Origin of the sequence: Amycolatopsis halotolerans, assembly GCF_042647905.1 — a bacterium.
GTDB classification, from domain to species: Bacteria; Actinomycetota; Actinomycetes; order Mycobacteriales; family Pseudonocardiaceae; genus Amycolatopsis; species Amycolatopsis halotolerans.
This window is the reverse complement of record NZ_JBHRWI010000015.1, coordinates 181,546-207,611: the sequence shown is the minus strand read 5'-3', so window position 1 is coordinate 207,611 and position 26,066 is coordinate 181,546. Positions and strand designations below refer to the sequence as shown.

Annotated in this window: 17 protein-coding genes and 1 pseudogene; 11 read left to right on the top strand and 7 right to left on the bottom strand. The window is 69.7% G+C overall.

Annotation, left to right across the window (positions count from 1 at the left end):
• Positions 1-33 precede the first annotated feature (33 nt).
• Positions 34-921 (top strand): helix-turn-helix domain-containing protein, encoded by an 888-nt coding sequence (locus ACFORO_RS11055; RefSeq protein WP_377868574.1) that lies wholly within the window; start codon positions 34-36, stop codon positions 919-921.
• A gap of 232 nt (positions 922-1,153) precedes the next feature.
• On the opposite strand, the gene ACFORO_RS11050 is transcribed toward ACFORO_RS11055, so the two are convergent.
• A complete protein-coding gene (locus ACFORO_RS11050) occupies positions 1,154-1,627 on the bottom strand; it encodes a nuclear transport factor 2 family protein (protein WP_377868575.1) in 474 nt (157 codons plus the stop codon).
• 82 nt (positions 1,628-1,709) lie between these two features.
• On the opposite strand from ACFORO_RS11050, the gene cysD reads away from it, so the two are divergent.
• The 6 genes from cysD to ACFORO_RS11020 all read left to right on the top strand — a co-directional run bounded on the left by cysD (position 1,710) and on the right by ACFORO_RS11020 (position 8,303).
• Positions 1,710-2,627, top strand: a complete 918-nt coding sequence (gene cysD / locus ACFORO_RS11045) for a sulfate adenylyltransferase subunit CysD (RefSeq protein WP_377868576.1) — start codon at positions 1,710-1,712, stop codon at positions 2,625-2,627.
• Positions 2,627-4,465, top strand: coding sequence for an adenylyl-sulfate kinase (gene cysC / locus ACFORO_RS11040; RefSeq protein ID WP_377896541.1), 1,839 nt, complete (start codon positions 2,627-2,629; stop codon positions 4,463-4,465). The genes cysD and cysC overlap by 1 nt, the downstream gene beginning before the upstream one ends.
• A gap of 255 nt (positions 4,466-4,720) precedes the next feature.
• Entirely contained in the window at positions 4,721-5,437 is a 717-nt protein-coding gene (locus tag ACFORO_RS11035; RefSeq protein WP_377868578.1) for a class I SAM-dependent methyltransferase, read from the top strand.
• A 79-nt stretch (positions 5,438-5,516) separates the two neighbouring features.
• The gene (locus ACFORO_RS11030) at positions 5,517-5,651 is read left to right on the top strand and encodes a hypothetical protein (RefSeq protein ID WP_354735059.1); all 135 of its coding nucleotides are present in this window, start codon (positions 5,517-5,519) and stop codon (positions 5,649-5,651) included.
• A 61-nt stretch (positions 5,652-5,712) separates the two neighbouring features.
• Complete coding sequence (locus ACFORO_RS11025; RefSeq protein ID WP_377868579.1) at positions 5,713-6,882, top strand: YcaO-like family protein; 1,170 nt, start codon at positions 5,713-5,715, stop codon at positions 6,880-6,882.
• 17 nt (positions 6,883-6,899) lie between these two features.
• Complete coding sequence (locus ACFORO_RS11020; RefSeq protein ID WP_377868580.1) at positions 6,900-8,303, top strand: TfuA-like protein; 1,404 nt, start codon at positions 6,900-6,902, stop codon at positions 8,301-8,303.
• Here ACFORO_RS11020 and ACFORO_RS11015 read toward each other — a convergent pair.
• From ACFORO_RS11015 to ACFORO_RS11000, 4 genes are all read right to left on the bottom strand, one after another.
• Positions 8,300-8,881 (bottom strand): hypothetical protein, encoded by a 582-nt coding sequence (locus ACFORO_RS11015; RefSeq protein WP_377868581.1) that lies wholly within the window; start codon positions 8,879-8,881, stop codon positions 8,300-8,302. The two genes, ACFORO_RS11020 and ACFORO_RS11015, sit on opposite strands and share 4 nt — an antisense overlap.
• A 130-nt stretch (positions 8,882-9,011) precedes the next feature.
• On the bottom strand, positions 9,012-9,716 hold the full coding sequence (locus ACFORO_RS11010; RefSeq protein ID WP_377868582.1) for a type 1 glutamine amidotransferase domain-containing protein: 705 nt from the start codon (positions 9,714-9,716) through the stop codon (positions 9,012-9,014).
• Entirely contained in the window at positions 9,713-10,633 is a 921-nt protein-coding gene (locus ACFORO_RS11005; protein ID WP_377868583.1) for an acetoacetate decarboxylase family protein, read from the bottom strand. The genes ACFORO_RS11010 and ACFORO_RS11005 overlap by 4 nt, the downstream gene beginning before the upstream one ends.
• A gap of 81 nt (positions 10,634-10,714) precedes the next feature.
• The gene (locus ACFORO_RS11000) at positions 10,715-11,296 is read right to left on the bottom strand and encodes a TetR/AcrR family transcriptional regulator (RefSeq protein ID WP_377868584.1); all 582 of its coding nucleotides are present in this window, start codon (positions 11,294-11,296) and stop codon (positions 10,715-10,717) included.
• 63 nt (positions 11,297-11,359) lie between these two features.
• Here ACFORO_RS11000 and ACFORO_RS10995 point away from each other — a divergent pair, with 63 nt between their 5' ends.
• Positions 11,360-12,628, top strand: a complete 1,269-nt coding sequence (locus tag ACFORO_RS10995; RefSeq protein ID WP_377868585.1) for an NADH:flavin oxidoreductase/NADH oxidase family protein — start codon at positions 11,360-11,362, stop codon at positions 12,626-12,628.
• Here the strand turns inward: ACFORO_RS10995 and ACFORO_RS10990 are convergent.
• Complete coding sequence (locus ACFORO_RS10990; protein WP_377868586.1) at positions 12,597-14,228, bottom strand: ABC transporter substrate-binding protein; 1,632 nt, start codon at positions 14,226-14,228, stop codon at positions 12,597-12,599. The genes ACFORO_RS10995 and ACFORO_RS10990 overlap by 32 nt on opposite strands.
• A 27-nt stretch (positions 14,229-14,255) precedes the next feature.
• Positions 14,256-16,304: an ATP-binding cassette domain-containing protein gene (locus ACFORO_RS10985; protein WP_377868587.1), complete on the bottom strand. Its 2,049-nt coding sequence runs from the start codon at positions 16,302-16,304 to the stop codon at positions 14,256-14,258.
• A gap of 558 nt (positions 16,305-16,862) precedes the next feature.
• Here ACFORO_RS10985 and ACFORO_RS10980 point away from each other — a divergent pair.
• The 3 genes and pseudogenes from ACFORO_RS10980 (at position 16,863) to ACFORO_RS10970 (ending at position 25,882) form a co-directional block, all read left to right on the top strand.
• A complete protein-coding gene (locus tag ACFORO_RS10980) occupies positions 16,863-18,197 on the top strand; it encodes a threonine/serine exporter family protein (RefSeq protein ID WP_377868588.1) in 1,335 nt (444 codons plus the stop codon).
• A 504-nt stretch (positions 18,198-18,701) separates the two neighbouring features.
• Positions 18,702-24,668, top strand: a pseudogene (locus ACFORO_RS10975) (SDR family NAD(P)-dependent oxidoreductase); the annotation flags it as partial.
• Positions 24,665-25,882 (top strand): cytochrome P450, encoded by a 1,218-nt coding sequence (locus ACFORO_RS10970; RefSeq protein ID WP_377868590.1) that lies wholly within the window; start codon positions 24,665-24,667, stop codon positions 25,880-25,882. The pseudogene ACFORO_RS10975 and the gene ACFORO_RS10970, both read left to right, overlap by 4 nt.
• Positions 25,883-26,066 lie beyond the last annotated feature (184 nt).

Here is a 26,066-nt window from a genome sequence, read left to right as displayed (position 1 = left end):
GTTGAGACTAGAACGCGTTCTAAGGATGGGTCAATGGCGGTTACCCGGCGCTCGCCGCCGACCGAACGGGTCGTGCGGCTGCTGGCCTATTTCGCGGTCCGGCCGGGACAGCGCTTCGGACTGTCCGCGCTGGCCCGCGAACTGGACCTGAGCAAGCCGACCTGCCTCGGCATCCTGACCGAGCTGACCGCGAGCGGCTACGTGGTCCGCGATCCCCGGTCGACGACCTACCGCCTGGGACCGGCGATGATCGCGGCTGGGCGCGCGGCCGCCGAGGGTTTCGGCGCCAGCGAAATCGCCCGCGCGCACCTGGAAGAACTCAGCGTCCGCTACCAGGCGACCTGCACCGCGTCGGCTGTGGTCGACGGTCGCATCCTGATGCTGCAGAGTGCCGGGCCGAGCAAGGTGCGGCTCGGCGAGACGTATCCGTTCGCGCCGCCGGTCGGGCTGATGTACGTGCTGTGGGACGCCGAATCCGCCTTCGACGCCTGGCTCGCGACGCCGCCCGCGGTGCCCGTGCGACTGGACGAGGCGTACCTGCGGCGCGTGGTCGCCGAGTGCCGGGAACACGGGTATCTCGTGGAAAGCCTGACGTCGGCGGGCCGTCGGCTCTACACGCTGATGGCGGGCGTCGCCGCTGGTGACCTGCCGCCCGAGGTGCGCGGGTTGGTCGGCGAGCTGGTGTCGAGCCTGGGGGAGCGGGTGTACCTCGGCGCCGACCTCGAACCGCGGAAGAAGCACGCGGTGAGCCTGCTCGCGGCCCCGACTTTCGACGCGTCGGGGAGGCAGGAACTGGTGCTGACGCTCTCCGTGGGCGAACCGATCACCGGTGCGGAAATCGCCCGGCGCGGGGCGGCGCTGGCCGCGGTGGCGGATGCGGTGACGGCGGAGGCGGGCGGGGTTCGTCCTCGCTCGGTTTGACGTCCGTGAGGGGAACCCTCAGGGACTCAGAGTCCCTCAGGGTTCCCCTCACGGACTCCAGTAAACGGTCGCATGGTCGTGAATCGGGCATTCCGGCAACCTTGACGTCCTTTGTGGACGGTCGGCGGGCGTAGGCTGCGCAGCTTAAGGCCCTGGCATTGTCGCAGAGGTCCGTGAGGGGCTCCTTGAGGGAATCTGATTCCCGCAAGGAGCCCTTCACGGACCGCCGCGGTCAAGCGGGCTGGCCCCACATGTTCGCCGTCAGCTTCCACCCCGGCTGGTCCTTCATCGTCACCAGCGTTTCGTACAGCCGCTCGTACCCCGTGCCGCTGATCCGCCAGGCGCCGTCCTCGCGCCGGTAAGTGTCCTCGTAGTACGCGGCGCCCTCGATCACGACGCGGTGCTCGGCGACGATCACCTTGTCCTGGAACATCCACCGCCCGGTCGCGGTGTCGCCGTCGATCTCGATTTCCGGGTGGCCGGCGAAGTGCATCGTCGTGATGCCGGGGCCGACGGTGGTGCGCAGGAACTCCATGAGCTTGTCGCGGTTGTCGAAGTTCAGCGGTTCGCCGTAGGAGGGCGTGCCGTAGTGCACGCGGGCGTCGGCGGTCAGCGTCTCCGCCATCTCGTCCCAGCGCTTCAGGTCGAGGCACCGGAGGTAGCGGAATTTCACGCGGCGGATTTCTTCGAGCGCGGCCAGGTCCATGCGCTCAGCGTCCTCCGCCGCTTGACCGAGCGCAAGAACCTGTTCTACTTTTCTGTCCTCGAACCCCGGAAGGGCGGATCCGATGGCGACCCAGGCACCCCCGGCCTACGAGCTGAGCCACCTCGGTGCGCTCGAAGCCGAAGCCGTGCATGTCTTCCGCGAGGTCGCGGCGACCTTCGAGCGGCCGGTGCTGCTGTTCTCCGGAGGGAAAGACTCGATGGTGATGCTGCACGTCGCGGCGAAGGCGTTCTGGCCCGCGCCGCTGCCGTTCCCGGTCATGCACGTCGACACCGGGCACAACTTCGACGAGGTCATCCGGTTCCGCGACGAAACCGTCGAGCGCTACGGGTTGCGGCTGGTGGTCGCGAGCGTCCAGGACGACATCGATGCGGGCCGGACCGTCGAAGATCCGAAGGCGGGCCGGAATCGGCTCCAGACGGCGACTTTGCTGCGCGGCATCCGCGAGAACGGCTTCGACGCGGTGTTCGGCGGTGCGCGGCGCGACGAGGAGAAGGCCCGGGCCAAGGAACGGGTGTTCAGCTTCCGCGACGAGTTCGGGCAATGGGATCCGCGGCGGCAGCGGCCGGAATTGTGGAATCTTTACAACGGCCGCCATCGCAAGGGCGAGCACATCCGGGTCTTCCCGCTGTCGAACTGGACTGAGCTGGACATCTGGCAGTACGTCGAGGCGGAGAACGTGACCCTGCCGTCGCTGTACTACGCGCACCGGCGGCCGGTGGTGCAGCGGGACGGCATGCTGCTCGCGGAGACCCGGTTCCTCGCCGTGGGCGAGGGCGAAGTTCCTTATCCGGCAACGGTTCGCTTCCGCACGATCGGGGACGCGACCTGCACCGGCTGCGTCGAATCAACCGCTTCGTCACCGGCGGAAGTGGTGGCCGAGGTCGCCGCGACGCGGGTCACCGAACGCGGCGCGACCCGGGCCGACGACCGGATTTCCGAGGCCGGAATGGAAGACCGCAAGAAGGAAGGCTACTTCTGATGGGCACCGGGGATCGGGTCACGACGGTGCGGCTCGCCACGGCGGGCAGCGTGGACGACGGCAAATCGACCCTGATCGGCCGCTTGCTGTTCGATTCGAAGACGGTGTTCACCGACCAGCTCGAAGCGATCGAGCGCACCAGCCGGGACCGCGGCGACGCGTATCCGGACCTCGCCCTGCTGACCGACGGCCTGCGCGCCGAACGCGAGCAGGGCATCACCATCGACGTCGCGCACCGGTATTTCGCCACGCCCAAGCGGAAGTTCATCATCGCCGACACCCCGGGGCACGTGCAGTACACCCGGAACATGGTCACCGGGGCGTCCACTTCGGACGTCGCGCTGATCCTGGTCGACGCGCGCAAGGGCGTGCTCGAACAGTCGCGCCGGCACGCGTTCCTCGCCAGCCTGCTGGGCATCCGGCACCTGGTGGTGTGCGTGAACAAAATGGACCTTGTCGACTGGTCGCAGGAGCGGTTCGAGGAAATCCGCGAGGACTTCCGCCGGTTCGCGATGAAATTGCAGACGCCGGATCTGACTTTCGTGCCGATGTCCGCGCTGCACGGCGACAATGTGGTGCACCGGGGCGCGAGTATGCCGTGGTACGAGGGCACTTCGCTGTTGCATCACCTGGAGCAGGTGCACGTCGCTTCGGATCGCAACCTCGTCGACGCGCGTTTCCCGGTGCAATACGTGATTCGCGAACACAGCCGGGACTTCCGCGGTTACGCCGGAACGGTGGCCGGCGGCGTGTTCAAACCCGGCGACGAGGTGACGGTGCTGCCGTCCGGGTTCACCACGACCGTCCGCGCGATCTGGGGCCCCGGCGGGGTCGAGGTGCCGGAGGCGTTCGCCTCGCTGGCCGTCACCATCGAACTTGCCGACGAACTGGATCTCAGCCGCGGCGACCTGATCTGCCGTCCGGGCAACCGTCCGCACGTCGGCCAGGACGTCGACGCCATGGTCTGCTGGTTCTCCGAACAGGCCGCGCTCGCTCCGGGCGCGAACTACCTCGTCCGGCACACGACCCGTGAGACGAAGGCCGAGGTCCGCGCGCTCGACTACCGGCTGGACGTCACCACGCTGCACCGCGACGAGGCCGCTGAGTCGTTGTCGCTCAACGAGATCGGCCGGATCCGGCTGCGCACGCGACAGCCGTTGCTGTTCGACCCCTACCTCCGCAATAAGCCGACCGGTGGATTCCTGCTGGTCGACGAACACTCCGGGGACACCGTCGGGGCGGGCATGATCACCGGCCCGAGCGCGACCGCGCCGAACGTGGTCTGGCATCCGGCCGCGGTGTCGCGGGACGAACGCGCGACCCGCGGCCGCACCGTCTGGCTCACCGGGCTGTCCGCCTCGGGCAAGTCGAGCGTGGCCGTCGAGCTGGAGCGCGGGCTGGTCGCCTCGGGCCGCCCCGCCTACCTGCTGGACGGGGACAACCTCCGGCACGGCCTCAACGGCGACCTCGGGTTCGCCCCGGCGCAGCGGGCCGAAAACATCCGCCGCGTCGCGGAGGTCGCCAAGCTGTTCGCCGACGCCGGGGTAGTGGCCGTCGTGTCGCTGATCAGCCCGTATCAGGCCGACCGCGAGCTCGCGCGGGCCGTGCACGAAACCGCGGGTTTGCCGTTTTTGGAAGTCTTCGTCGACACGCCGCTCGAAGTGTGCGAGGACCGCGATCCGAAGGGCATGTACGCCAAGGCGCGGTCGGGGGAAATCACCGGATTCACCGGAGTGGACGCGCCGTACGAACGGCCCGCGTCCCCAGAGCTGGTGCTGCGTCCGGAAAACGGCGACCCGACCGCGATGGCGGCATTGGTTCTCGCCGCCCTGGAGTGACGTCCGGGCGGCGCAGGACGCATTCGTACGGCTGGGCTAATTCGCGCTGCGACCGTTTTCCGCCGAGAGTCGATCGGGCAGGCGTGCCAGTTTCTTCGGGTAACGACCTTTGACGGTGCGTCGCGGGCGCTGCGACTCTGGAGTTCTGCCTCCGGCGGGGCGCCCGCTGGATGCTGAGGTCTCGGTCGAGCCGGGCGATTCGGTGCCCGGTCCGGCGTCATTCGCATTTCGGCAATGGTGCTGGGAGTGTCAGGCGTGGATGTCACTTTTTTCGAACAGGCTTTGCAACGCGAAATCCGGCCGGGTTCCTTCGCGGTCGAAATCGGCGACAGCACGCTGCCGGTCGCCCCGCAGCCGCTGGGATGGTGGAAGCGGGAACCCGGAGCCGAGCCGCCGGTCGGCTCGGACGTGCTCGACTGGGTGCGGGACGGCTACGTCCTCGACATCGGCTGCGCCACCGGCCGTGACCTGGAGATTCTCGCTGCTCGCGGGGTCCGCGGGCACGGGATCGAGCTGATCCCGGCCGCGGTGGAGATGGCGCGGGCCGCGGGCGTCTCCTGTGTCCGGGCGGACGTCTTCTCCTACCTGCCACCGCGACCCGTGGACACGGTGCTCGCGGTTGGCGGAAACGGCGGAATGGCAGCCCGGCTCGCCGCACTGCCGGAATTCCTGCTTCGGTTGTCCTCGTGGCTGACCGAAGCCGGCCGCATTGTGTTCACCAGCACGGATTGGCGGAAACTGCCGCCGGGAACATTCAACACCGGTGAACTCTCCGACGGCGGATACCGCGGGGACATCCGGATGCGGCTGTGGCTCGAGGACGAGGCCGGCCCGTGGTTCCCCTGGCTGTTCGTCGATCCTGACGCACTGGAAAAGGCCTGTGCCGAGGCGGGGCTGCGGATCGCCGGCCGCAAGGAATGGCAGGGCGGGATCGCCTACGCGGCGCTGCTCGAGCGGGCCGTTTCCGCCTGATCGCACGGGGAAGGCGCGGTCCGCGCCCCCGAATTTCCCTGGTCCGCAGGGGAAAAGTGGAATGAAAGGAAGTTCCCGCATGAACGAAATCGTGCTGCCCACGGCCGCCGAACTGGAAGCCGACCTGACGAGCGTCCGCTCGGAAAAGATCTCGACCTTCCAGTCCCCGTTCGCCGAGGGCGTGGCCGAAAGCAGCGAACTCTGCGGCTGCTGACCGGGGTCGGGCTGGCGGTGCGTGCCGCCAGCCCGATCGGCGCGGAAGAAACGAGGCGACGATGACCCAGCAGACGGCCGCGGATCCGGGCCCGGCCAAGGTGGTGTTCGACGGGACGCACCGGAGCCGTCGGCCGGAGGAGACGTGGCAGTGGATCAAGCCGAAACTGCCGCGGCTCGGCATCACCCGCGTCGCCGACGTCACCTGGCTCGACGAGATCGGGATCCCGGTGTTCCAGGCGATGCGGCCGAACGCGCTGACCCTCTCGGTTTCCCAGGGCAAGGGCGTCAGCGCCGCGCTGGCCCGGGTGTCTGGGGTGATGGAGGGCGTCGAGCTCTGGCACGCGGAACACCCGCTGAAATTCTCGGTCGACACAGCCGCCGTCGGCGAGGTCGAACGGTTCACCGGGTACCGCGTCGACGAGCTCGCGCTGGCCGCCCGGCATTGCCTCAACCCGGACACGCGGTTGGAATGGCGGACGGCGCGGCTGGTCGACGGCAGCGGTACGTCACTGGTCCCCGTCGAGCTGATCGCGCTCGACTTCCGGTTCGACGAGCGCTGGCTCCCGCCGTTGTTCCGGATCAGCAGCAACGGCCTGGCCAGCGGAAACACCCTGGACGAGGCGTTGCTGCACGGGATGTACGAGGTGGTCGAACGCGACTCGATGGCGCGCCGCGCCGCCGGGGAACAGCCGTTGCTGGTGCACCCGGAAACCGTCGAGAACGCCGGGCTGGTCGCTCTGCTGGAGAAATACCGGGCGGCCAAGGTGCACGTCCAGATGAGCTTCCTGCCGAATCCGTTCGGCATCCCGGCCTTCGACGTGCTGATCTGGAGCGACGCGTTCCCCGCGACGTTCACCGGCTCCGGCGCTCACCTGGACTCCGCAGTCGCGTTGTCCCGGGCGCTCACCGAAGCCGCGCAGTCCCGAGCCACAGCCATCGCCGGGGCGCGCGACGACATCGGCAAGGCCCCGTACCGGGAAGCCCGCGTCTTCGGGGTCCGCCGGTCCTCGGATTCCCCGCCCTTCAAGGAGGACGACGGCCCGGCGATCCCGTTCGGCGAAATCGAATCGGCCCCGCTGGCCACTTTGGCCGGCGAAGTGCGGGACGTCGCCGAGCGGGTCAAGCGAGTGACCGGGCACGCCCCGCTGTATGTCGACCTGACCCAGCCGGACCTCGCGATCCCGGTGGCGCACGTCGTCTGCCCGGGAACCTCCTTCCAGCACCATTGACCCGGAACGGACGCCTCATGCCCCGTCGTCTTCTTTTCGCCGGTCCGAGCCTGCCGGACGCCGCCGAGCTCGCGCGGGACTCGGACATCGAGGTGCTGCCTCCGGTGGCTGCGGGCGATCTGCCCCGGCTGTCGCTGGCTCCCGGGGACGCGGTCGGCATCGTCGACGGCTACTTCCACCAGGTCGGCACGGTCCGGCACAAGGAAATCCTGGCGCTGCTGGGCGAAGGGGTGCGGGTGCTGGGCGCGGCCAGCATGGGCGCGCTCCGGGCCGCCGAACTGGACGTCTTCGGCATGGAGGGCATCGGCCGGATCTACGCGGACTACCGCGACGGGCGGCTGGAGGCGGACGACGAGGTCACCCTGCTGCACAGCACACCGGAGGAGGACTACCGGCCGCTCTCGGAACCGTTGGTGTGCATGCGCGCGACCTTCTCGCAGGCGGTGGCGGCCGGGGTGTGCGACAGCGAGACCATCGCACGGCTGGTCGCTGTCCTGGCCTGCTGGCCCTTCGGCCGAAGGTCCTACGACGGTCTTGCCGCGGCTGGCCGGGAAGCCGGGATCGATCCGAAGCTGGCCCGCGAGATCGGCCAGTACTGCGTCGCGCATCGGCTGGATCCCAAACGTTCGGACGCGATCCTGCTGCTGGACGCCCTGCGGCACGAACGGCCGACCCCGCTCGACCCGCCGACGGTCAACCGGACTTCCTTTCTGTACCTGTGGCAGACGGCGGCGTCGGGGCTCGAGATCGGGGACTCGCCGCACCAAGGCCACCTCGGCGCGCTGCGCGCCTGCCAGCTGTTCGCGGCCGACTATCCCTCGTTCCACCGAGGGGTGATTTTCCGTGCTCTGGCGGCGAAATGCGTCGAGGAATGCGGCAGCGAGCCACCCGCCGACGACGCGGAGACTGCTTTGCGGCACGGCGAACACCGGGGCCTCTACCGGCTCCCGGCCGACCCCGCGCGGCTGGCCTTCCTCGCGCAGTGGCTGACCGCGGCCGAGCGCGAAACTCTGCCCCGGTCAGCGCAACTGCTGACCTTTCTCGTGCGCAGTTTCCGGGTGAATCCGGGCCTCACGTGGGAGGAACTGCCGCTCCGGCAGCTGCGGGAGAAGCCGTCGTGGGAGGATGCGCGACGGCTCGTGCGGCTCGCGTGGGAGGTCAACGACCGGGTGTTCGCCGAGGACCAGGAACGCGACGTCAACGACCTGTCGCACGAGAAGATCCTCGACCTGTTCGCCGACCGGTGGGGCGTCGCCCGCGACGAGCTGGAACTGGCGGCGATGGACCGCGGGCTGGAGTCGCTGGACAGCCTGGTGATGGCGGGCCGCGCGTTCTACCTGCTCGCGCGCTACAACCCGAACCTGGCGCGGCTCACCGTCGAAGCGGCCGATGCCCCGACGGCGAGCCGGAGTGCCAGCTAGCGCGACAGGGCCAGGCACCGGATCCCGAAGCGGTCGCCGTAATTGTTGAAATAGGACACCAGGCTGAAGCCTTTGGCGACCCAGGCCGGGTTCTGCCAGCGGCAGGCCGCGTGGAAGTCGATGGGAACCGACGTTCCGTGCCCGACGCACCGCCAGGACGCGACATTGTCGCCGACGCTCGCGTCGGAATAGCCGAGGGAGTTGCAGTATTTGTTGACCTCGATTCCGCCGACGTCGGCGTACGCGGACGGATTGGCCCAGCACCGGCCGCCGTTGTTGGTCACGGTGAAACCGGCCCGCACCAGGTCGGAGAATTGCCACCGGCAGGCAGCGGTCAACGGCACCGCGGTGTCGATTTTGTGGTTCCCGACGCAGAACCAGACGTCGGCGCGCCGCGTGACGTCCGCGAACCCGTTCGCCTGGCAGAACTCGCGAAGCATCATCCCGCCGAGGTCGCCGACTGTGGCGGGCGACGCGGGTTTGGCAGGTGCGGCGGACGCGGCGGGGGAAATCAGCAGGAATGCGAGCACTGCGCCGCCCACCGCGGCCAGCAGCGATCTGAACCGTGATTGTCTCATCGGAAATCCGTCCGTCTCTGTCCGGAATTATCGCTTTGTGGTGCGCCTCGCGAAGCGGTCCGGGTATCGTTGCGCGCAGGGACGGGTGAGCACAATCAGCCTATGAGCGTAAGCCGTGGCGTCATTCGCGCTATGCGGCGGAGACGTCGGCGATGATCCGGCGCGCGAGCGCGGCCGACGAGCCGGGATTCTGGCCGGTGTAAAGAGTGCGGTCGACGATCACGTGAGACTTCAGCGGCAGGCCGGCGACGTAGTCCGCGCCCGCCTCCTTGAGCCGGTCCTCCAGCAGCCACTTGGCTTTCCACGCGAACGGGTTGAACCGTTCTTCGACGTTGGAAAGCCCGGTCATCCGGTATCCGGCGAACGGCCAGGTCCCGTCTGGGTTCTTCGCGGCCAGCGCGGCGGCGGGCGCGTGGCACAGCAGCGCGAGCGGCCTCGACGAGGACAGCCGTTCGGTCAGCAACGCACCGGAAACCGGGTCGACGGCGAGGTCTTCCATCGGACCGTGGCCGCCGGAGTAGAAGACGACGTCGAAGTCGTCCGGGTCCACTTCGGACAGATCGGCGGGCTGGGCCAGCACGGGGGAGAGGCGGTCGAGTTCGGCCTTGAGTTTCTTGGCGGTGCGCGGAAGAACGCCGCCCTTGACGCCGAGGCTGAGGTTGTCGACGACGGGCCGCTTGCCGCCGGGAGTGGCGACCGTGACGTCCCAGCCCGCTTCGGCGAACAGCGTGTAGGGGACGACGAACTCCTCGGCCCAGAATCCGGTCGGGTGTTCGGTGCCGTCTTTCAGCGTCCAGACCCGGGCGGCGGAAAGCACCTGCAGGACCTTGGTCATCGCGAAACTCCTCGCTGGGGAACCGAGTACGGGACCGGCAGGTGCAGCGCGAGCTGGCCTTCGGCGAGCACGTCGAACCGGACCGGGCGGGTCGGCTTGAGCGAGCGCAGGTCGTCGCTCATCCGGCCGCGGCCGAGCTGCAGATCCACGGTGCGCGGGAAAGACGCGCTACCGGCCGACAGGGCGTTCGTCTGGCTGAGCGTCGAGTGCCAGGCACCGTTGATGGTCGTGTACGAGGTGAGGGTCGAAACGCGTTCCCCGCTGGGGTGCCTGGTCTGCGCGGGGGTGGCGGCGGACAGTGTCAGATCGGCGTCGCCCTCGTCGTTGGCGACGCGGGCGGTGGTGCGTTCGGCGTCGATGTCGACGTCCAGTTCGGTGACCCACTTCGGGAAGCCGTAGCCGTCGTGGCCGCGGACCTGCGCGATGTCGGTGTTGACCGGCAGCGACAGGACATAGGTGTCGAGGTGGTCGTTCTTCAGCGCGGCGAGCAGGTCGACGAACCCGAGCTTGCCGTGCCGCGCGGGCTGGACCGCGACGCCGACGGCCGCCTCGGTGTAGAAGTCGATGTCGCACACGTCGTAGCGGAAGAACATCACCGACACGAGGCCGAGGCCGGGCGCGACTTCCAGCGGGGCCAGTTCCCGCGGCAGCCGGGCGCGGATCGCGCGGGAGCGGGCGAGCATGGTGAGCCGTGCCGAGGACATCCGGTAGTAGAAGTTCGGCGTCAGCGTGGGCCCGATCGGCGACTCGACCCTCGTCTTCGGCAGGCCGCGGAAGAACTCGACGCCGCTGACGCGCGGATCGCGCGCGACCTCGTCCAGGTCGGCGGCCATCCGGTAACGGTCGTACAGGCCGCCCGCGGGGACGGTGACGAGGCGACCGCCCAGGTCGACGTCCACAGTTCCGGTCGATGCCATCGGGGTCGCTCCTGTCGCGTCATGTGTGCAGTGCTTACATGACGGTAAGCCTCGATGTGAGCACTGTCAACACTGGGGTCGTCACTCGCCCGCCCGGGCGGCGAAGACCGCGGTGAAGGACGCGCGGACCCGCTTGGCGACGTCGTCGGGGGAGTCGCTGGCGAGCTTGCCGTCGAGGTGCAGGCTGGCCAGTCCGTGCACCATTCCCCAGCCTGCGATCGTGATGGCGGCCAGGTCGGCTTTGGGGAAGACGGTGGCGACGGCGCGGGCGAGCGTTTCGTGCACCGCGGCGGCGGCCTGGACGCGCTCGTCGTTCGTGTCGTCGCAGGCGTTGCCGAACATGAGCCGGAACAGTGCCGGTCGGCGCAGGGCGAAGCCGACGTACGCGACGCCCAATTCGGCCAATTCGGCGACCGTGGTCGGCACCGCGCCGCCCTGGGCCAGGTCGTCGTTCAGATCGCGGAGGCCCTGGGCGGCGAGGGCTGATTCGAGGGCGTCGCGGTCGGCGAAGTGCCGGTACGGCGCGGTCGGGGAAACGCCCGCTTTCCGTGCGACAGCCCGCAGGGAGAACTGCTCGCCCTGCTCGAGCATCTCCATTGCGGTCGTCAGCAAGGCGGCTCGGAGGTCGCCGTGATGGTAGCCGTCCTTCGCGGAAGTTGACACTGCTTACATCGCCTCCTACTCTCATGTGAGCACTGCAAACATACCGCACGGATCGAAGGAATCATGACCACCTCGCCCCTGTTCGCGCCGTTCGCGCCCGCCCACGGCCCCGCGCTGGCCAACCGGCTCGTCAAAGCGGCCATGGAGGAGAACATGGCCGGCTCCGGGCAGTTGCCCGACGAGCGGATGCGCCGCCTGTACCGCCGCTGGAGCGAGGGCGGCGCGGGGCTGCTCATCACCGGCAACGTGATGGTGCACGCCGAAGCGATGACCGGACCGGCGGGCATCGTCCTGGACGAGCGGTCGCCGCTGGAGCCGTTCCGCGCGTGGGCGGACGCGGCGAAGAGCGGCGGCGCGCGGGTGTGGATGCAGATCAACCACCCCGGACGCCAGGTGATGGCGAACCTGCCCGGCGTCGCGTGGGGTCCGTCGGCGATCAAGGTGGACCTCGGCAAGCAGAGCAAGCGGCTCGCCCAGCCGACCGCGATGACCGCTGACCACATTGGACAGACGGTGGCGCGTTTCGCCGAGACCGCGCGTCGCGCCGAGGAAGCCGGGTTCGACGGCGTCGAGATCCACGCTGCCCACGGGTACCTGCTGTCGCAGTTCTTGTCGCCGCTGGTCAACACGCGTACCGACGAGTGGGGTGGCAGTTTGGACAACCGTGCGCGGCTGCTGCTCGACATCGTGCGAGCCGTGCGAGACGTCGTTTCCCCGGATTTCGCGGTCGCGGTGAAACTGAACTCAGCCGATTTCCAGCGCGGCGGATTCGACGCCGCGGACGCCGGCCGGGTGATCGAAATGCTGGCTCCGCTCGGTGTCGACGTCGTCGAACTGTCCGGCGGCAGCTACGAAAGTCCCGCGATGTCCGGCCGGTCCGCCGACGAGCGCACGGTGGCGAGAGAGGCGTACTTCCTGACTCTGGCGGAAGAACTCGCCCGGACAAGCCCGCTGCCGCTGATGCTGACCGGTGGCATCGTCCGGCGTTCGGTCGCCGAGCAGGTCCTGGCGGGCGGGATTGAGCTGGCCGGGATGGGGACCGCCCTCGCGGTGGACCCTGACTTGCCGAAGAAGTGGCTTCACGGCGAGGATGCCGCTGTCGAACTCGAGCCGGTGACGATCAAGGACAAAGCGCTGGCGTCCGCGGCGGGGATGGCCCGGGTGCGCCGCCAGTTGCGACGGCTCGGCGCGGGCCGTGCGCCGCGGTTGCGCACGAATCCCAAGCTGGCGCTGGTGAAGGAAACCGTTCTGCAGCAACGCGCCTTGCGCCGCTACCGGGGCTGGCTCGCGGACCGGGGCGTCAGCAGGACGTTTTCGCCGCAGCAGGCGTGACCGCCTTGTTCCACACCGTCCCGGTGGATCCGTCGGCCCTGATCTCCACGACCGGGAACGGTTTCTCCACCGGGTTGCCGTACTGCGCCTGATCAGGGCTGAACTGGATGCTGCCGCTCGCCCCGTGGACGGCGTTCTGGCACCGCATTTCCTCGATGAGCCCGATTTGGGACAGGGGCGCGCGCACGACCGTGTCGGCGACGCCGTTCGCGGCGCGTCTGGCCGCGGTCACGGCGACCATCATGGCGTCGTGGGTGAGGATGCCTTCGCCGCTGCCCAGGTCGACGACGGAGAAGGCCAGCGGGGCGGTGCCGTCGTCCGCTCGGACCGGCTGGCCGTCGCACGCGCCGGGTTTGCCGGTGAAGACCGCCTGGAAAGTGTTGTAGGCGGCCTGTTCCCCGGAACCGTTGCACGGACCCCATTCGTCGGGACTGGCCAGCGAGGTGAACAGCACCCGGACGTGGCCGCCGCGGACGGCGTCGCGGAGGCTCGCCTCGTTGATCGAGGCGCCGCCGTCGTCGCCGGTGACGACGGTCAGTTTCCCGTTGGCGCACGGGGTGTTCCCCTGCGTCCAGGATTGCACGAACGGGCCGAGATCGGTGCCGCGGCCGGTGAAATAGACGACCGTCGGCGCGACCGAGCAGAGATTCTGGTCCAGGTAGGCGAACTGGGTGAGCAGCGGGTCGGCACGGGAGACGTTGGGAGGCAGCGGGCCCGGCGAGGTGAACGGGAACCGGTGCGCCGCGGGCATTTCCTTGACGGCCATCGCGCCGAGGGTCTGGGTGTAGTCGTCGCCGGGGATGTTGTCCTGCACGATCGCGACCCGCGACGGGTCCGGTTCGATGCTCGCGATGTACCGGGCGGCCGCCGCCACGGAGTGGGTGTTGGTGGGCGAGGTGCGGAAGAAACCGGTGTTGAGCTTGCCCTCGGGGGTGAGGTTCATGGTGTCCCCGGTGACCGTCGCGCCGATCACCGGCAGATGCGCCTGGCCGGTCAGTTTCGCCGCGGCCGCACGGGTGTTGTCCAGGCTCTGCCCGAGTCCGATCACCGAGACCACATGGTGGGCGGCCGCGTGCTCGGAGATCTTGTCGACGGCCTCGGACCAACTGGCGTACTGGCTGCCCATGTTGGCCAGGAACAGCTTCACTTTCGGCACGCTGCCCTGGAACGCGGCGGTGTGGTTGGCCCGCCACGCTCCCGCGAGCGCGCCCTCGATGTCGGGATACAGGTCGGGGTAGAGCCTCGTGTCGACGCCCTCGTTCGGCGTCATGTCCTGGAGCAGCACGACGGACACGTAGTTGTCGGTGACGGCTTCGTTGGCGGCCCGGACCGTCTTTTCCAGTTCCCGCATGTGCTCCGGTTCGTCCTTCCGGAACTGCGAGCTGTCCAGGTTGATGCCGACGCAGGTGTCGTTCGCGTCGGCGGACATGCCGTCCCCGCACGGCGCGAACAGCGGCGGGACGAGGACGATCGCGGCGACGAGGGCGGCCACTGTCAGCGTGGCGAAGCTGGTGGCCGTCACCGGTCGCCGCAGCACCCAGTTGACCAGACGCGGGAATTTCCAGGTGAACCAGCGCAGGAATTTTCTGATGAGGCGCATCGCGCTCCTGTAGGGGAAGGGGCGGCTTTACCGGCCGCTGAATTGTGCGGCGGCCTCGGTCAGCGCGTCGGTGTCGTCACCGGCCGCGTAGTTGCCGGCCAGCCTCGTGAAGTTTCTGGAGATGCGCTTGTCGTGCGACGGGCTGGGAACGGTGTGCGGGTCGTGGTAGAGCCACAGCCGCGCGACGATGCTGGTGATCGCGGCCTCGGCCGATTCCCGCCCCGGCGGCCCGTCGGGCACGAGCTTCGTGACGCTGTCCTCGGTCGGCTCGACCGCGGGCAGGCGGCACGGAGCCATCGTGATCTGGTCGACCAGCCGAACCCAGGCTGGGTGTGCGACTTCGGCGAACCGGTCGACCAGTTCGCGGACGACGGGCGCGAAGTTGTCGCAGGCGAGCGCGTAGTACAACCGCCGGGCCTGATCCTCGGTCTCGCCGGTCGGTTCGGCGCAGGTGTTCGCCATCCGCCTGAACACTTCGGCCCACGTCATGGCCACGGGATGGCGGTCGGCGCTTTGCGCGTGCAGACCCGCCAGCAGGCAGGCGAGCAGCCACGGGTGCAGGGCCGCCGGATGGTCCCGCCCGGGAGCGGAGACCGGCCACAGACGCGAAGGCCGCGCGGCGAAGGTGCTGATCCACAGGTTCTCCCGCAGCGAGCGCAGGATGTCGTTCGCGTCGGGAAAGGCGGCGGGATCCAGTCCGGCCGACCGCCCCGGCTGGCCGAGCCGCACCGCCACCGCGACCGCCTGCGGAACGACGGCGTGCAGCGCGTCCGCCAGCAGCGACATCGGCAGGAAAGACTTCAGCGCGCGTTCCCACAGCGCGATTCCTTCGTACGGCTGGAAAAGCAGCGAGCGGGCGAGCGGTGCGACGTCCGTCGGCAGTTCGGCGACCCAGCGGCCGATCTCCTGCGCGGCGGCGGGCAGGCCGCCGGAGAGCCGCTGGACGAACTCGTCGAAGACAGCCGGTTCCCAGCCGTCCGGGGTGGTCGGGGCGAGTTCGCGGAGCGCCTCGGGGCCGGGCGGGTCCAGCCAGACGGGATACCAGGCCCGCGCCGCGCCCGCCCGGGCGGCGGCCAGGTGCTGGGTCCACTGCTTGAAATCGGCCTGGGACAGCAGCGGGACCGGCCGCCCGTCCGGGCAGTCCGCCTTCGTCAGCCACGGCTCCCGCCACTCATGGCCCCAAGCGGCCGACCACCGGTCCATCGCCGCCACGATCAGCAGCGGATCGCGTTCGGGCAACCGATTCTGTCGTGCGCGGATGAATGCGGTGAGGAATGCGCGGCCCGCGGGAGCGGCGTCGACGTTGTCGATCAGCAGCGCCCAGGCGTGCTCGTGCGGGCCGTCCTGTCCGCACGGGGCCAGACACTGGCATCGCCGTACCGGCGTCGTCCATTGGTCGGCGCTGCGCTGCAAATCAGTCAGGAACGCGTTCATCACGTGCGGGAGCGGATCCGTAGTGCGTTGGCTCAGCTCGATCAACGAGTCGAGCGTGTTGGCTCCGTCGAGCAGGCCGCCGAACCAGCGCAGCGCCTGGCGCACGCTTCGCCGCCGTCGGTTCGCGAGACGCAGCAGCGCGCCGATTCCGCTGCTGACCGCTTTCCGGACCGCGGGACCCGGCACCTGATCTCCGATCCCGGACAGCGAAACGGCGAATCGGACCGCCGCGCCGGCCATGTCCGCGATCCGATTGTCCTCCTCCTGGTGCAGGTAGCTTCCGATGAGCTGGAGCAGGTACGAGCGGGCGGCGTCGTGGTCCTGCGGCAGGGTTTCGTTCAGCGCCAGCAAGGAAAGCCCGACGCGGTGGAAGGTCGGGTCGCGCGGCAGGTTGTCCCAATGCCGTGCCAGCAGGAAGGAAACGCAGGCGACGGCGGAGATCGGGTCGGCGACGCGGGCGTCCTGGAAATCGAGCCGGGCGTGGACGAGCGTGCCGCCGCAGGCGCCGCCGATCGCTCTCAGCGCGGTGCTCTTGCCCGCGCCCTTCGGCCCGAGCAGCGCGACCACCGGCTCCGGTACGGCCGTCCCCTCCGCCGGTCTCCGGAATGCCTGCCCGACGAAAAGCTCTGCGGCAGTGTTCACGGGTGGTTCCCCCAGGTCTTGGACGCGCTGTTCGGGTCGCTCGCGGTGCGAAGGCACGGCAGAGGGTGTATCGGTTCAGATGTGGGCCGTGTCACAGGTATCGCGGCGGTTCACTCAGAAGTGTGGCCATCCTGGCCGGTCGCACAAGCGGCCGTCCGGGGGTGTTCCGGTGGCTGGAACAAAGGCTGGGGCGGCGTGGTGCCGGGGTCTGCGAGGGGGCAATGCCGGGGGCTTGAGCTGCGCGGCTCATGTCTGTCGGCTGTCCACAAAGGACATGCGCGCCGCCGGAATGCCCGATCTGTGGCCAGGTGGCCGGGTCCTGAAGTCCGTGAGGGGAACCCTGAGGGACTCTGAGTCCGTGAGGGTTCCCCTCACGGACGCCTCGCCTCGCGCAGGTCCTCCGAACTGGGCGAATCGCACCCGCAGCGCCGTCTTGAGGCCCTGGCATTGCCGTGAGGGGAGCTCACGGACCTTGGAAAAGCCACGATCGGGCGAAGCTGCCGGAGCGACGCGTTCGCGGGCGCATTTTTGTCTGGGTGCCTCCTTAAAGTGCGGTTCATGGCAAAGGACGAGCGCGAACAGGCGCGAAGGGTGCTGAGCTTCGCGCTCGATGTGGCGATGCAGATGTTCCAGCAGGGCATCGAAACGGCGGTCATCGTGCGCACGGTCCGCGGGCTGGCGCTCGCGGGCGGCGTCGAGGATCTGCGGATTTCGTTGGGAGTAAGGGCAATTCACCTTCAATACTGCCCAGGCGGCGGCGGGGAACCGCTGGTGCTGTTCGGGAGCGTGCGGGCGAACGACGCGCGCGACATCGGCCGGATGGGAGATCTGGAGGCGCTCGCGGTTCGCGCGGGCGCCGGTACGATTTCGCCTGCCGATGCCGAGCGCGACGCCGAAATCCTCGCTCAAGCGGGGCCGACTTGGCCGTGGTACGTAAGTCTGCTCGGCGGCTGCTTGCTCGCGGCGATGATTTGCCTGCAGGCGAACGGGACTGTGCTCGCCGCGGTGGTGTCGGCCGGGTTGTTCGTCTTCGCCAACCGCGTCGGCTGGGCGTTGAGCACGGTCGGCATCGCGGAGTTCTTCCAGGTCGCGGCCAAGGCGAGCACCGTGCTGGCCGTCGCGATTTCGTTGCTGTCGCTCGGTTTGCTCACCGGGCACGAAGCAGCGAGCCTTTCGGCGGCCAATCTCGTGCTGTTGCTGCCGATTCTGTCGTTGGTGTCGCTGGTGGAGGACGCGGTCGGCGACTTCCATCTGATGGCCGCCGCGCGGATCGTGACAGTGCTGCTGCTGACCGGGGCGATCGCGACCGGGGTGATGGTCGTGGTGTCGGTGGCGAACGACCTCGACATCCTCGGCGAGGCAAGCCGCGTTTCGCTCGCCGCGCTGCCGCTCGCGCTGGTCCCGGTGACGGCGCTGGTCGGTTCGCTGGGAAACGCGATCCTGATGGGCACCCCGATGCGATGGTGGCTGCTCGCCTGCGGGGCCGGACTCGTGACGTCGCTGGTGAACTGGGCCGGACGATCGACGCTAGGACTGTCCGCACCGGTGTCGATTTTCCTCGCCACCACAGTGCTCGGCGTCCTCGCCGGAGCGGCGGCTCGGATCTTGAAGGTACCGACCGCAGTCGTGACGATCCCCGGTTTGACCGGCGCGGTTCTGCCGGGACCGGCGATGTATCTGAGTTTGTCGCAGGTTTTCGCCCGAGTCCCCGGAGCTTGGGATGCGGTGGCGGAGGCGATCGTGTCGACAGCGGCGATCGGTGTCGGCGTTGTGCTGGGCCTGCAACTCGCGGCGTTGCGCCGACCGGCTGCGGTGCGGCTGGGCGAGCCTCGCCGCGAGCAGGTCGGTCCCGGTGCCTGGGAGAAAGGGGGCGAACGGCGAGAATTCCGTTGAGGCACTGGCCGGTGCGGCGGCCCGAGCCTTGCTGCCGACCGCGGTCGTGTCAATTCCTGGTTTAGCGGGTGCGGTGTTGCCGGGGCGTGGGATGTATTGAGTTTGTCGCAGGTTTTCGCTCGTGTCCCTGGTGCTTGGGATGCGATGGCGGAGGCGATCGTGTCGGCGTGGTGCTGGAGGCGAAGACCCGCTGGCTGGTTCGGACAATGCGTTCCTCCGAGGTTGAGCAACTACGTCCTGCGGCACAACCTGGACGTCCGTGACCAGCGCGGTGCTGCTGGGCGAACACCAGCACGAGCAAATCGATCCCGGAGCCCGGGAGAAGGGGGGTGAACGACGGGAATTCCGCTGAGGAAAAGGAGATCCCCGCGCTGCTCAGCGCGGTGCGCGAGCGACGCCGGAGGGAGAACCGGCCACCGGGGCCCATTATCTAGGGGGTGGCAGTGATCCCGTTGGTGCGTAATGTCGGACTGGTCACGCCGCACATCTAGCCCTGGGGGGCCGTTGAGCGAGTCCGAACGCACCCTGGTCGCCGCATTGCGTACGTCGCTGAAGGAGAATCATCGGCTCAAAGACGAGAACCGGCGGCTGCTCGGAGCGGCCGCGGGAGCGGAACCGGTCGCGATCGTCGGCGCGGGATGCCGGCTGCCGGGCGGGATCGAGACGCCGGAGCAGTTGTGGCGGCTCCTCTCGGACGGCGGCGACGCGATCGGCGGGTTCCCGGACGACCGGGGTTGGGACGTCGAGCGGCTTTACGATCCCGAAGGGGTCCGGCCCGGGTCGATTTCCGTGCGGGAAGGCGGATTCCTGACCGGTGCCGGGGAGTTCGACGCCGGGCTCTTCGGGATCAGTCCCCGCGACGCCCTCCTGATGGACCCGCAGCTGCGGCTCCTGCTGGAGACCGGCTGGGAATCCCTGGAGCGGGCCGGAATCCCGCCGCGTTCGCTGGGCGGCAGCCGGACCGGCGTGTTCACCGGCGTGATGTACCACGACTACCCGGGCAGTTTCGCCGCGTCCGGAATGGTGTCCGGCCGGGTCGCCTACACGTTCGGGTTGCAGGGCCCCGCGATCACGGTGGACACCGCCTGTTCGTCGTCGCTGGTCACGGTGCATCTGGCGGCACAGGCGCTGCGCGCGGGGGAGTGCGAACTCGCGCTCGCGGGCGGGGCGACGGTGATGTCGACGCCGCGGACCTTCGTCGAGTTCAGCAAGGACGGCACGTTGTCTCGCGGCGCGCGGTGCCGGAGTTTCGCCGAGTCCGCCGACGGAACGGCGTGGTCCGAGGGCTGTGTAATGCTGGTGCTGCAACGGCTTTCCGATGCGCGCCGATCCGGTCGCCCCATCTTGGCGGTGCTTCGTGGGAGCGCGGTCAATTCCGACGGGGCGTCGAACGGCATCACCGCGCCGAACGGTCCGGCGCAGCGCCGGGTTATCAAGCAGGCGCTGGCGTCGGCTCGGCTGTCGGCCGCGCAGATCGACGTCGTGGAGGCGCACGGGACCGCCACGCCGCTCGGGGATCCCATTGAGGCGCAAGCGCTTCTGGCGACGTACGGTGCGGACCGGGGCGGCGGCGCTCCGCTGCGGCTCGGGTCGTTGAAGTCCAATCTCGGGCACATGCAAGCCGCGTCCGGTGTCGCTGGGCTGGTGAAGCTGGGGCTCGCGTTGCGGCACGAGCTGCTGCCCAAGACCTTGCACGTGGACGCGCCCAGCAGCCGGATCGACTGGTCCGCCGGCGAGGTCGAGCTGCTGACCGAGGCGACGCCGTGGCCGCGCGGGTCTCGACCGCGCCGGGGTGCGGTATCGAGTTTCGGGCTGAGCGGGACGAACGCTCACGTTGTGGTGGAGGAAGCTCCCACCCCCGCCGAACCCGCTGCGGGCGATGGGGCGGCGGTGCCGGTGGTGCTCAGCGGGCGCGATCCGGCGGCCCTGCGGGCGCAGGCGGACCGGCTGGCCGAGCGGGTGCGGGAGGAGCCGGATCTCCGTCCGGCGGATGTCGCTTGGACGCTCGCGACCGGGCGCACGCACCTGGAACACCGCACGGCAGTCGTCGCGCGCGATCGGGACGAACTGCTCGCCGGGCTGGACGAACCGCCCGCCAGAGCGGCGCGTGGCGAGGGGCCGTTGGCGTTCCTGTTCTCGGGCGCCGGTTCGCAGCGGACGGGCATGGGCGAGGAACTGGCCGCCGCGTATCCGGTGTTCGCCGCCGCTTATGCCGCTGCTTGTGCGGAACTCGATCGGCATCTGGACCGTCCGCTGCGGGAGGCGATCGGCGGCGCGCTCGACGAGTTCCGCTACAGCCAGGCGGGGTTGTTCGCGATCGAGGTCGCGTTGTTCCGGCTGGCCGAATCGTGGCAGCTGCAACCGGACGTCCTTTGCGGACACTCCGGGGGCGAGCTGGCGGCCGCGCATTGTGCGGGCGTGCTGACGCTCGCGGACGCGGCGGAGCTGGTCGTCGCGCGGGCGACGCTGATGCAGGCCCAGCCGCGCGGCGTGATGGCGGCGATCGAGGCGGAGCCGGAGGAACTCGCTGGGGAAGCGGTCGATGTCGCGGCGAGCAACGGTCCGCGAGCGGTTGTCTCCGGGGTGGCGGTCGATGGCCCGCAGGCGGTCGTCGTTGCTGGGGAAGCGGCCGATGTGGCGGCCAATGGCCCGAGAGCGGTTGCCGTCTCGAGGGAAGCGGTCGATGTGGTCGCAGTCGATGGTCCGGGAACGGTCGTCGTCATTGGGGAGGCGGTCGATGTCGCGGCGAGCAACCATCCGCGAGCGGTTGCCGTCGCTGGGGAGGCGGTCGATGTGGCCGCGGTCAATGGTCCGCGAGCGGTCGTCGTCTCCGGGGAGGAAGCGGCGGTGCTGGCCGCCGTCGCCCGGTTCTCCGCTGCGGGGCGGCGTACCAAGCGGCTGGCGGTCTCGGTGGCCTGCCATTCGCGGCTGATGGATCCGGTGCTGGAGCCGTTCCGAGCGATCGCGGCGCGAGTGACATACGCCGAGCCCGCGCTGCCGATCGTCTCCACCGTGACTGGCGAGCCGATCGACTCCTTCGACGCGGACTACTGGGTTCGCAACATCCGCCGCACGGTCCGGTTCGGCGATGCGGTCCGCACGCTGGAGAGTCAGGGCGTCACCCGATTTCTCGAACTTGGCGCGGACGGGCCGCTCACGGCGATGCTTCCGGACGCTCCGCTGGCCGTCGCCGCGCTGCGCCGGGGCGTGCCGGAGGACGTCGCCATCGCCGAGGCGATCGGGGCGCTGCACGCCGACGGCGTAACCCTGGACTGGGCCGCAGTTCTCGCGCCGCGCGAAGCGGGGTTCGTGGACCTGCCGACCTACGCCTTCCAGCGGGAACGCTACTGGCTGTCCGCTTCTGCCGAGGCGGGCGACCTGTCCGCGACCGGGCTCGAAGCTGCCGGGCACCCGTTGCTGGGGGCCGCGGTTCCGCTCGCCGACGGCGACGGATTCCTGTTGCACGGCCGGATTTCGGTCGCCGCGCAGCCGTGGCTGGCCGGACACGCCGTCGGCGGTTCGGTGCTGTTTCCCGGCACCGGATTCCTGGAACTCGCCCTGCGTGCCGGTGCGGAGTCGGGAGACACGCGCGTTCGCGAGCTGACCGTGCACGCGCCGTTGGTGCTGGCGGCCGACGGGGTCCGGGTTCAAGTCCGGGTCGGTGGGGCTGATGAGGCTGGGGTGCGTCCGCTGAGCATCCACGCGCAGACGGGCGACGCACCCTGGGTGCGGCACGCCGACGGTGCGCTGGCTCCGGCTGGCCCGGCGCCTGAGACCGCTCCGGCTTGGCCGCCTGCCGGGGCTGAGGAGATCGATTTCGACGGGATGTACGAGCTACTCGCCGAGCGCGGTGTCGAGTACGGTCCGTTGTTCCAAGGGCTGAAGACCGCTTGGCGGCGCGGCGACGAGGTGTTCGCCGAAGTCGAGCTGCCGGAGTCCGCGGTGCTGGATGCCGCTGAGTTCGGCCTCCACCCAGGGCTCGCCGATTCTGCCCTGCACGCTGTCGGTCTCGGCCCGGCTGCCGGTGCGGGGACGCTGCTGCCGTACTCGTGGTCCGAAGTGGACTTGTGGTCGCCCGGCAGCTCCGAGCTTCGAGTACAGGTGAAACCGTTCGGGGAGAATACGGTCTCCCTGTCCTTGTCGGACTGCTCGGGCCATCCGGTGGCCACGATCGGTTCCCTGGCGTTGCGGCCGGTCACCGGCGTGCGGCGGGCTCCCCGCTCAGGATCGTTGCTCCGTCCGGAATGGACCGAATGCACCCTGTCCGGCGGAGCGGCGGAGGACGTCCAGACTTTGGTCGTTTCGCCGGGCTCCGACGCCGCGGCGGCACAGCACGAAGTCCATCGGATCCTCGCCGCGTTGCGCACGGCGCTCGCGGACGACCGGCGGATCGTGGTGATCACCCGGCACGCGGCCGGACTGCCCGGTGAACCGGTGGACCTGGCCGGTGCGGCGGTCGCCGGGTTGATTCGTTCCGCGCAGACCGAGCACCCAGGCCGGATCACGCATCTGGACACGGACGCGGCGCCGTCCGACGACTTGATCGCCGCCGTGCGCGAGCCAGCCATTGTCGTGCGTGACCATCGAACCCTGACCCCGCGTTTGGTCGCCGTCGAAGCCGCCGACAGCGCGGAGTGGGGTCCGGGACCGGTGCTGATCACCGGCGGGACCGGGCAGCTCGGCCGGTTGGCGGCCGAACACCTAGTCCGTCACCACGGCGTACGGAAGCTGGTGCTGGCGAGCCGGACCGGCCGGGGCGGGGACGCCGTCGCCGCCGGACTGGCCGCGCTCGGTGCGGAGGCCGAGGTGGCGGTCTGCGATCTCGCCGACCGATCCGCCGTCGCCGCGCTGCTGACCGCGCACCCGGTCACCGCGATCGTGCACGCGGCGGGAGTGCTCGCCGACGGGATGCTCACGTCGCTGACCGCGGACCAGGTCGACGCGGTGTTCGAGGCCAAAGCCACCGCGGCGTGGAATCTGCACGAACTCGCCGGTGCCGTGGACAAGTTCGTTCTGTTCTCGTCTGCGGCAGGCCTCCTCGGCGCGCCGGGCCAGGCGAACTACGCGGCGGCGAACGCGTTCCTCGACGCACTCGCCCAGCACCGCCGCAGCCTCGGACTGCCCGCTCAATCACTGGCCTGGGGCCTGTGGAACTCCGACGAACGCACCGGCGGTCTCACCGCTGAAGCGGGCCTGGCTCTGTTCGACGCGGCCCTCGCCGACCCGGCACCGGTACTGGCCCCGCTGCGGCTCGACGCGTGGCGTGGCGACGATGTCCCGCCGCTACTCCGCGGCCACGTGCGGACCACCCGGCGCGCAGGCGGTTCCGCCGCCGGACGACTGCGCCGCACCCCACCTGCCGAACGCCGGGAGCGGTTGGCGGAACTGGTCGGCGCGCAGGTCGCGGCAGTGCTCGGACACGGCGCGACCCTCGAACCCAGCCGTGCGCTGCCGGATCTCGGTTTCGACTCGCTCACCGCGGTCCAGGTGCGCAACCGGCTCGCCGAACTGACCGGCCTGACTCTCGGTGCGACCCTGGTGTTCGACCATCCGACGGTCGCGGACCTGGCCGAATTCCTGAACGAGTCCTTTTCGGACACTCCGGCCGAGTCTTCCGCTCCGGTGCCGGCGGATCCGGTCGCCCGGCTGTTCGCCGAGGCAGTGGCGGCGGGTCGGGTGCCAGATGGCGTCGCCCTGCTGGGGGCCGCGGCGAATCTGCGCGAGTCGTTCAGCACGGCGATCGGGACATCTCGGCCAGTACGGCTCGCGGAGGGACCACAGCGTCCCGCGCTGCTGTGCGTGCCCTCACCGGCCGCGATGACCGGTGCCGTCCAATATGGACGCTTGGCCGCGCCGTTCCGCGGCGACCGGCGCGTCTGCGTGCTGTCCCTGCCCGGTTTCACCGCGGCCGAGCCGCTTCCGGCCGACCTCGCCACGCTCGTCACCACCCTCGCCGACCAGGCCCGCGAAGCGGCCGACGACGAACCCTTCGCGCTGCTGGGATATTCGTCCGGCGGGCTGCTGGCCGAAGCTGTGGCGGCGGAACTGGCCCGCACCGGCCGTGCCCCGGCGGGCGTGTGCCTGCTGGACACCTACGAGATGGGCGGCCCGGCCGAGAACGCCGTTCACGCGATGGCCGGGGAAGTGCTGTCTCGCGAGGACGAAGGCGGGTTCGACCGGGCGCAGCTGACCGCCATGGGCCGCTACCTCGGCCTTCTGGCCGCCGCGGGACCGCCGGACATCCGGGTTCCCGCGGTGCTGCTGCGCTCCGCCCGCAGCTTCGGGGACGTGGCGGGGACGGCGTGGCAGACGACGTGGTCGCGAGCCGACCGCGGGGAAACCGTGCCCGGGGACCATTTCAGCATCGTCGCCGAGGACGCGGAGAGCACGGCGTCGGCCGTCGGGGCGTGGCTGGAATCCGTGGCAGAACCGATCGTGGAAACCGTTACCGGACTTGGGAGTTCGTCGTGAACACTGAAGTGTGCCCGTACCCGTTCGCACCGTCGGCGCTGGCGGTCGACGCCCGGTACGGCCAGATGCGCGAGCAGCCTGGAATGAGCCGGGTGCGGCTGCCGTACGGTGGCGAGGCCTGGCTGGCGACGCGATACGAGGACGTGCGGGCCGTGCTGGTGGACCGGCGGCTGATGCGCAGCCTGACCGTCGGCAAGGACGCGCCGCGCGGGACCGAGGCGATCGAGAGCGAGAGCTCGATCATCACGATGGACCCGCCGATGCACTCCCGACTGCGCCGGCTCGTCGCGGCCGCGTTCACGCCGAAACGGGTGGAAACGCTGCGCCCGCGCGTCCAGGAGATCACCGACGGCCTGATCGACCGGATGATCGAGCAGGGCCCGCCGGTCGACCTGGTGTCGTCGTTCTCGATCCCGCTGCCGATCACCGCGCTGTGCGAGCTGCTCGGGGTGCCGCAGGAGGATCGCGAGAAGGTGCACACCTGGACCGACACGATGCTGATGCTCAGCGGCGACGGCTCGGACCACACCGCGATCATGACCGCGCAGCGCGAACTGTGGGGTTACATCGCCGGTCTGGTCGCGGAACGCCGGGAAACCCCCACCGACGACCTGATCGGCGCGCTGGTGCGGGCCCGCGACGACGAGGGCAGGCTGACCGAGGGCGAGCTGATCGACCTGTCCGGCGGCATCCTGGCCGTCGGGCACGAGACGACCGCGAACCACATCTCCAACCTGCTCTACACCCTGCTGACGAACCCGGACCAGCTGGCCCGCCTGCGCTCGGATCCCAGCCTGATGCCGTCGGCGGTCGAGGAGCTGCTGCGGTTCGTTCCGCTCAGCGCGAGCGCCAGTTTCGCGCACATCGCCAGCGAGGACGTCGAAATCGGCGGCCAGCTGATCCGCAAGGGCGAGGCGGTGTTCGCCGACGTCGACGGTGCCAACCGCGACGCGACCGTGTTCGAGTGCCCGGAGGATCTCAACCTGGCCCGCCCGCGCAACCACCACGTCGGCTTCGGCCACGGCCCGCACCACTGCCTCGGCGCCCAGATGGCGCGGCTGGAACTGCAGATCGCGTTGGGGACGCTGCTGGCGCGGTTCCCGGATCTGGGGTTGGCGGTGGACGCGGCCGACGTGCCGTGGCTGAGCGCGCGGCGGCAGCGGGGGCCGGAGCGGCTGGAGTTGACTTGGACCGAGGCGTTGCCCGCGCAGTGACCGGGCGGGTCGTGAGGGGAACCCTGAGGGAATCAGATTCCCTCAGGGTTCCCCTCACGTACTTCAAAACACAGTCACATGGCGAAAAATAGGGCATTTCGGTGCCGGTGGCGTCCTTTGTGGACGGTTTAGCGGACCGAGGTCGCGCGGCTTACAGTAAGTTCCTGGCATTGGGAATCAGAGT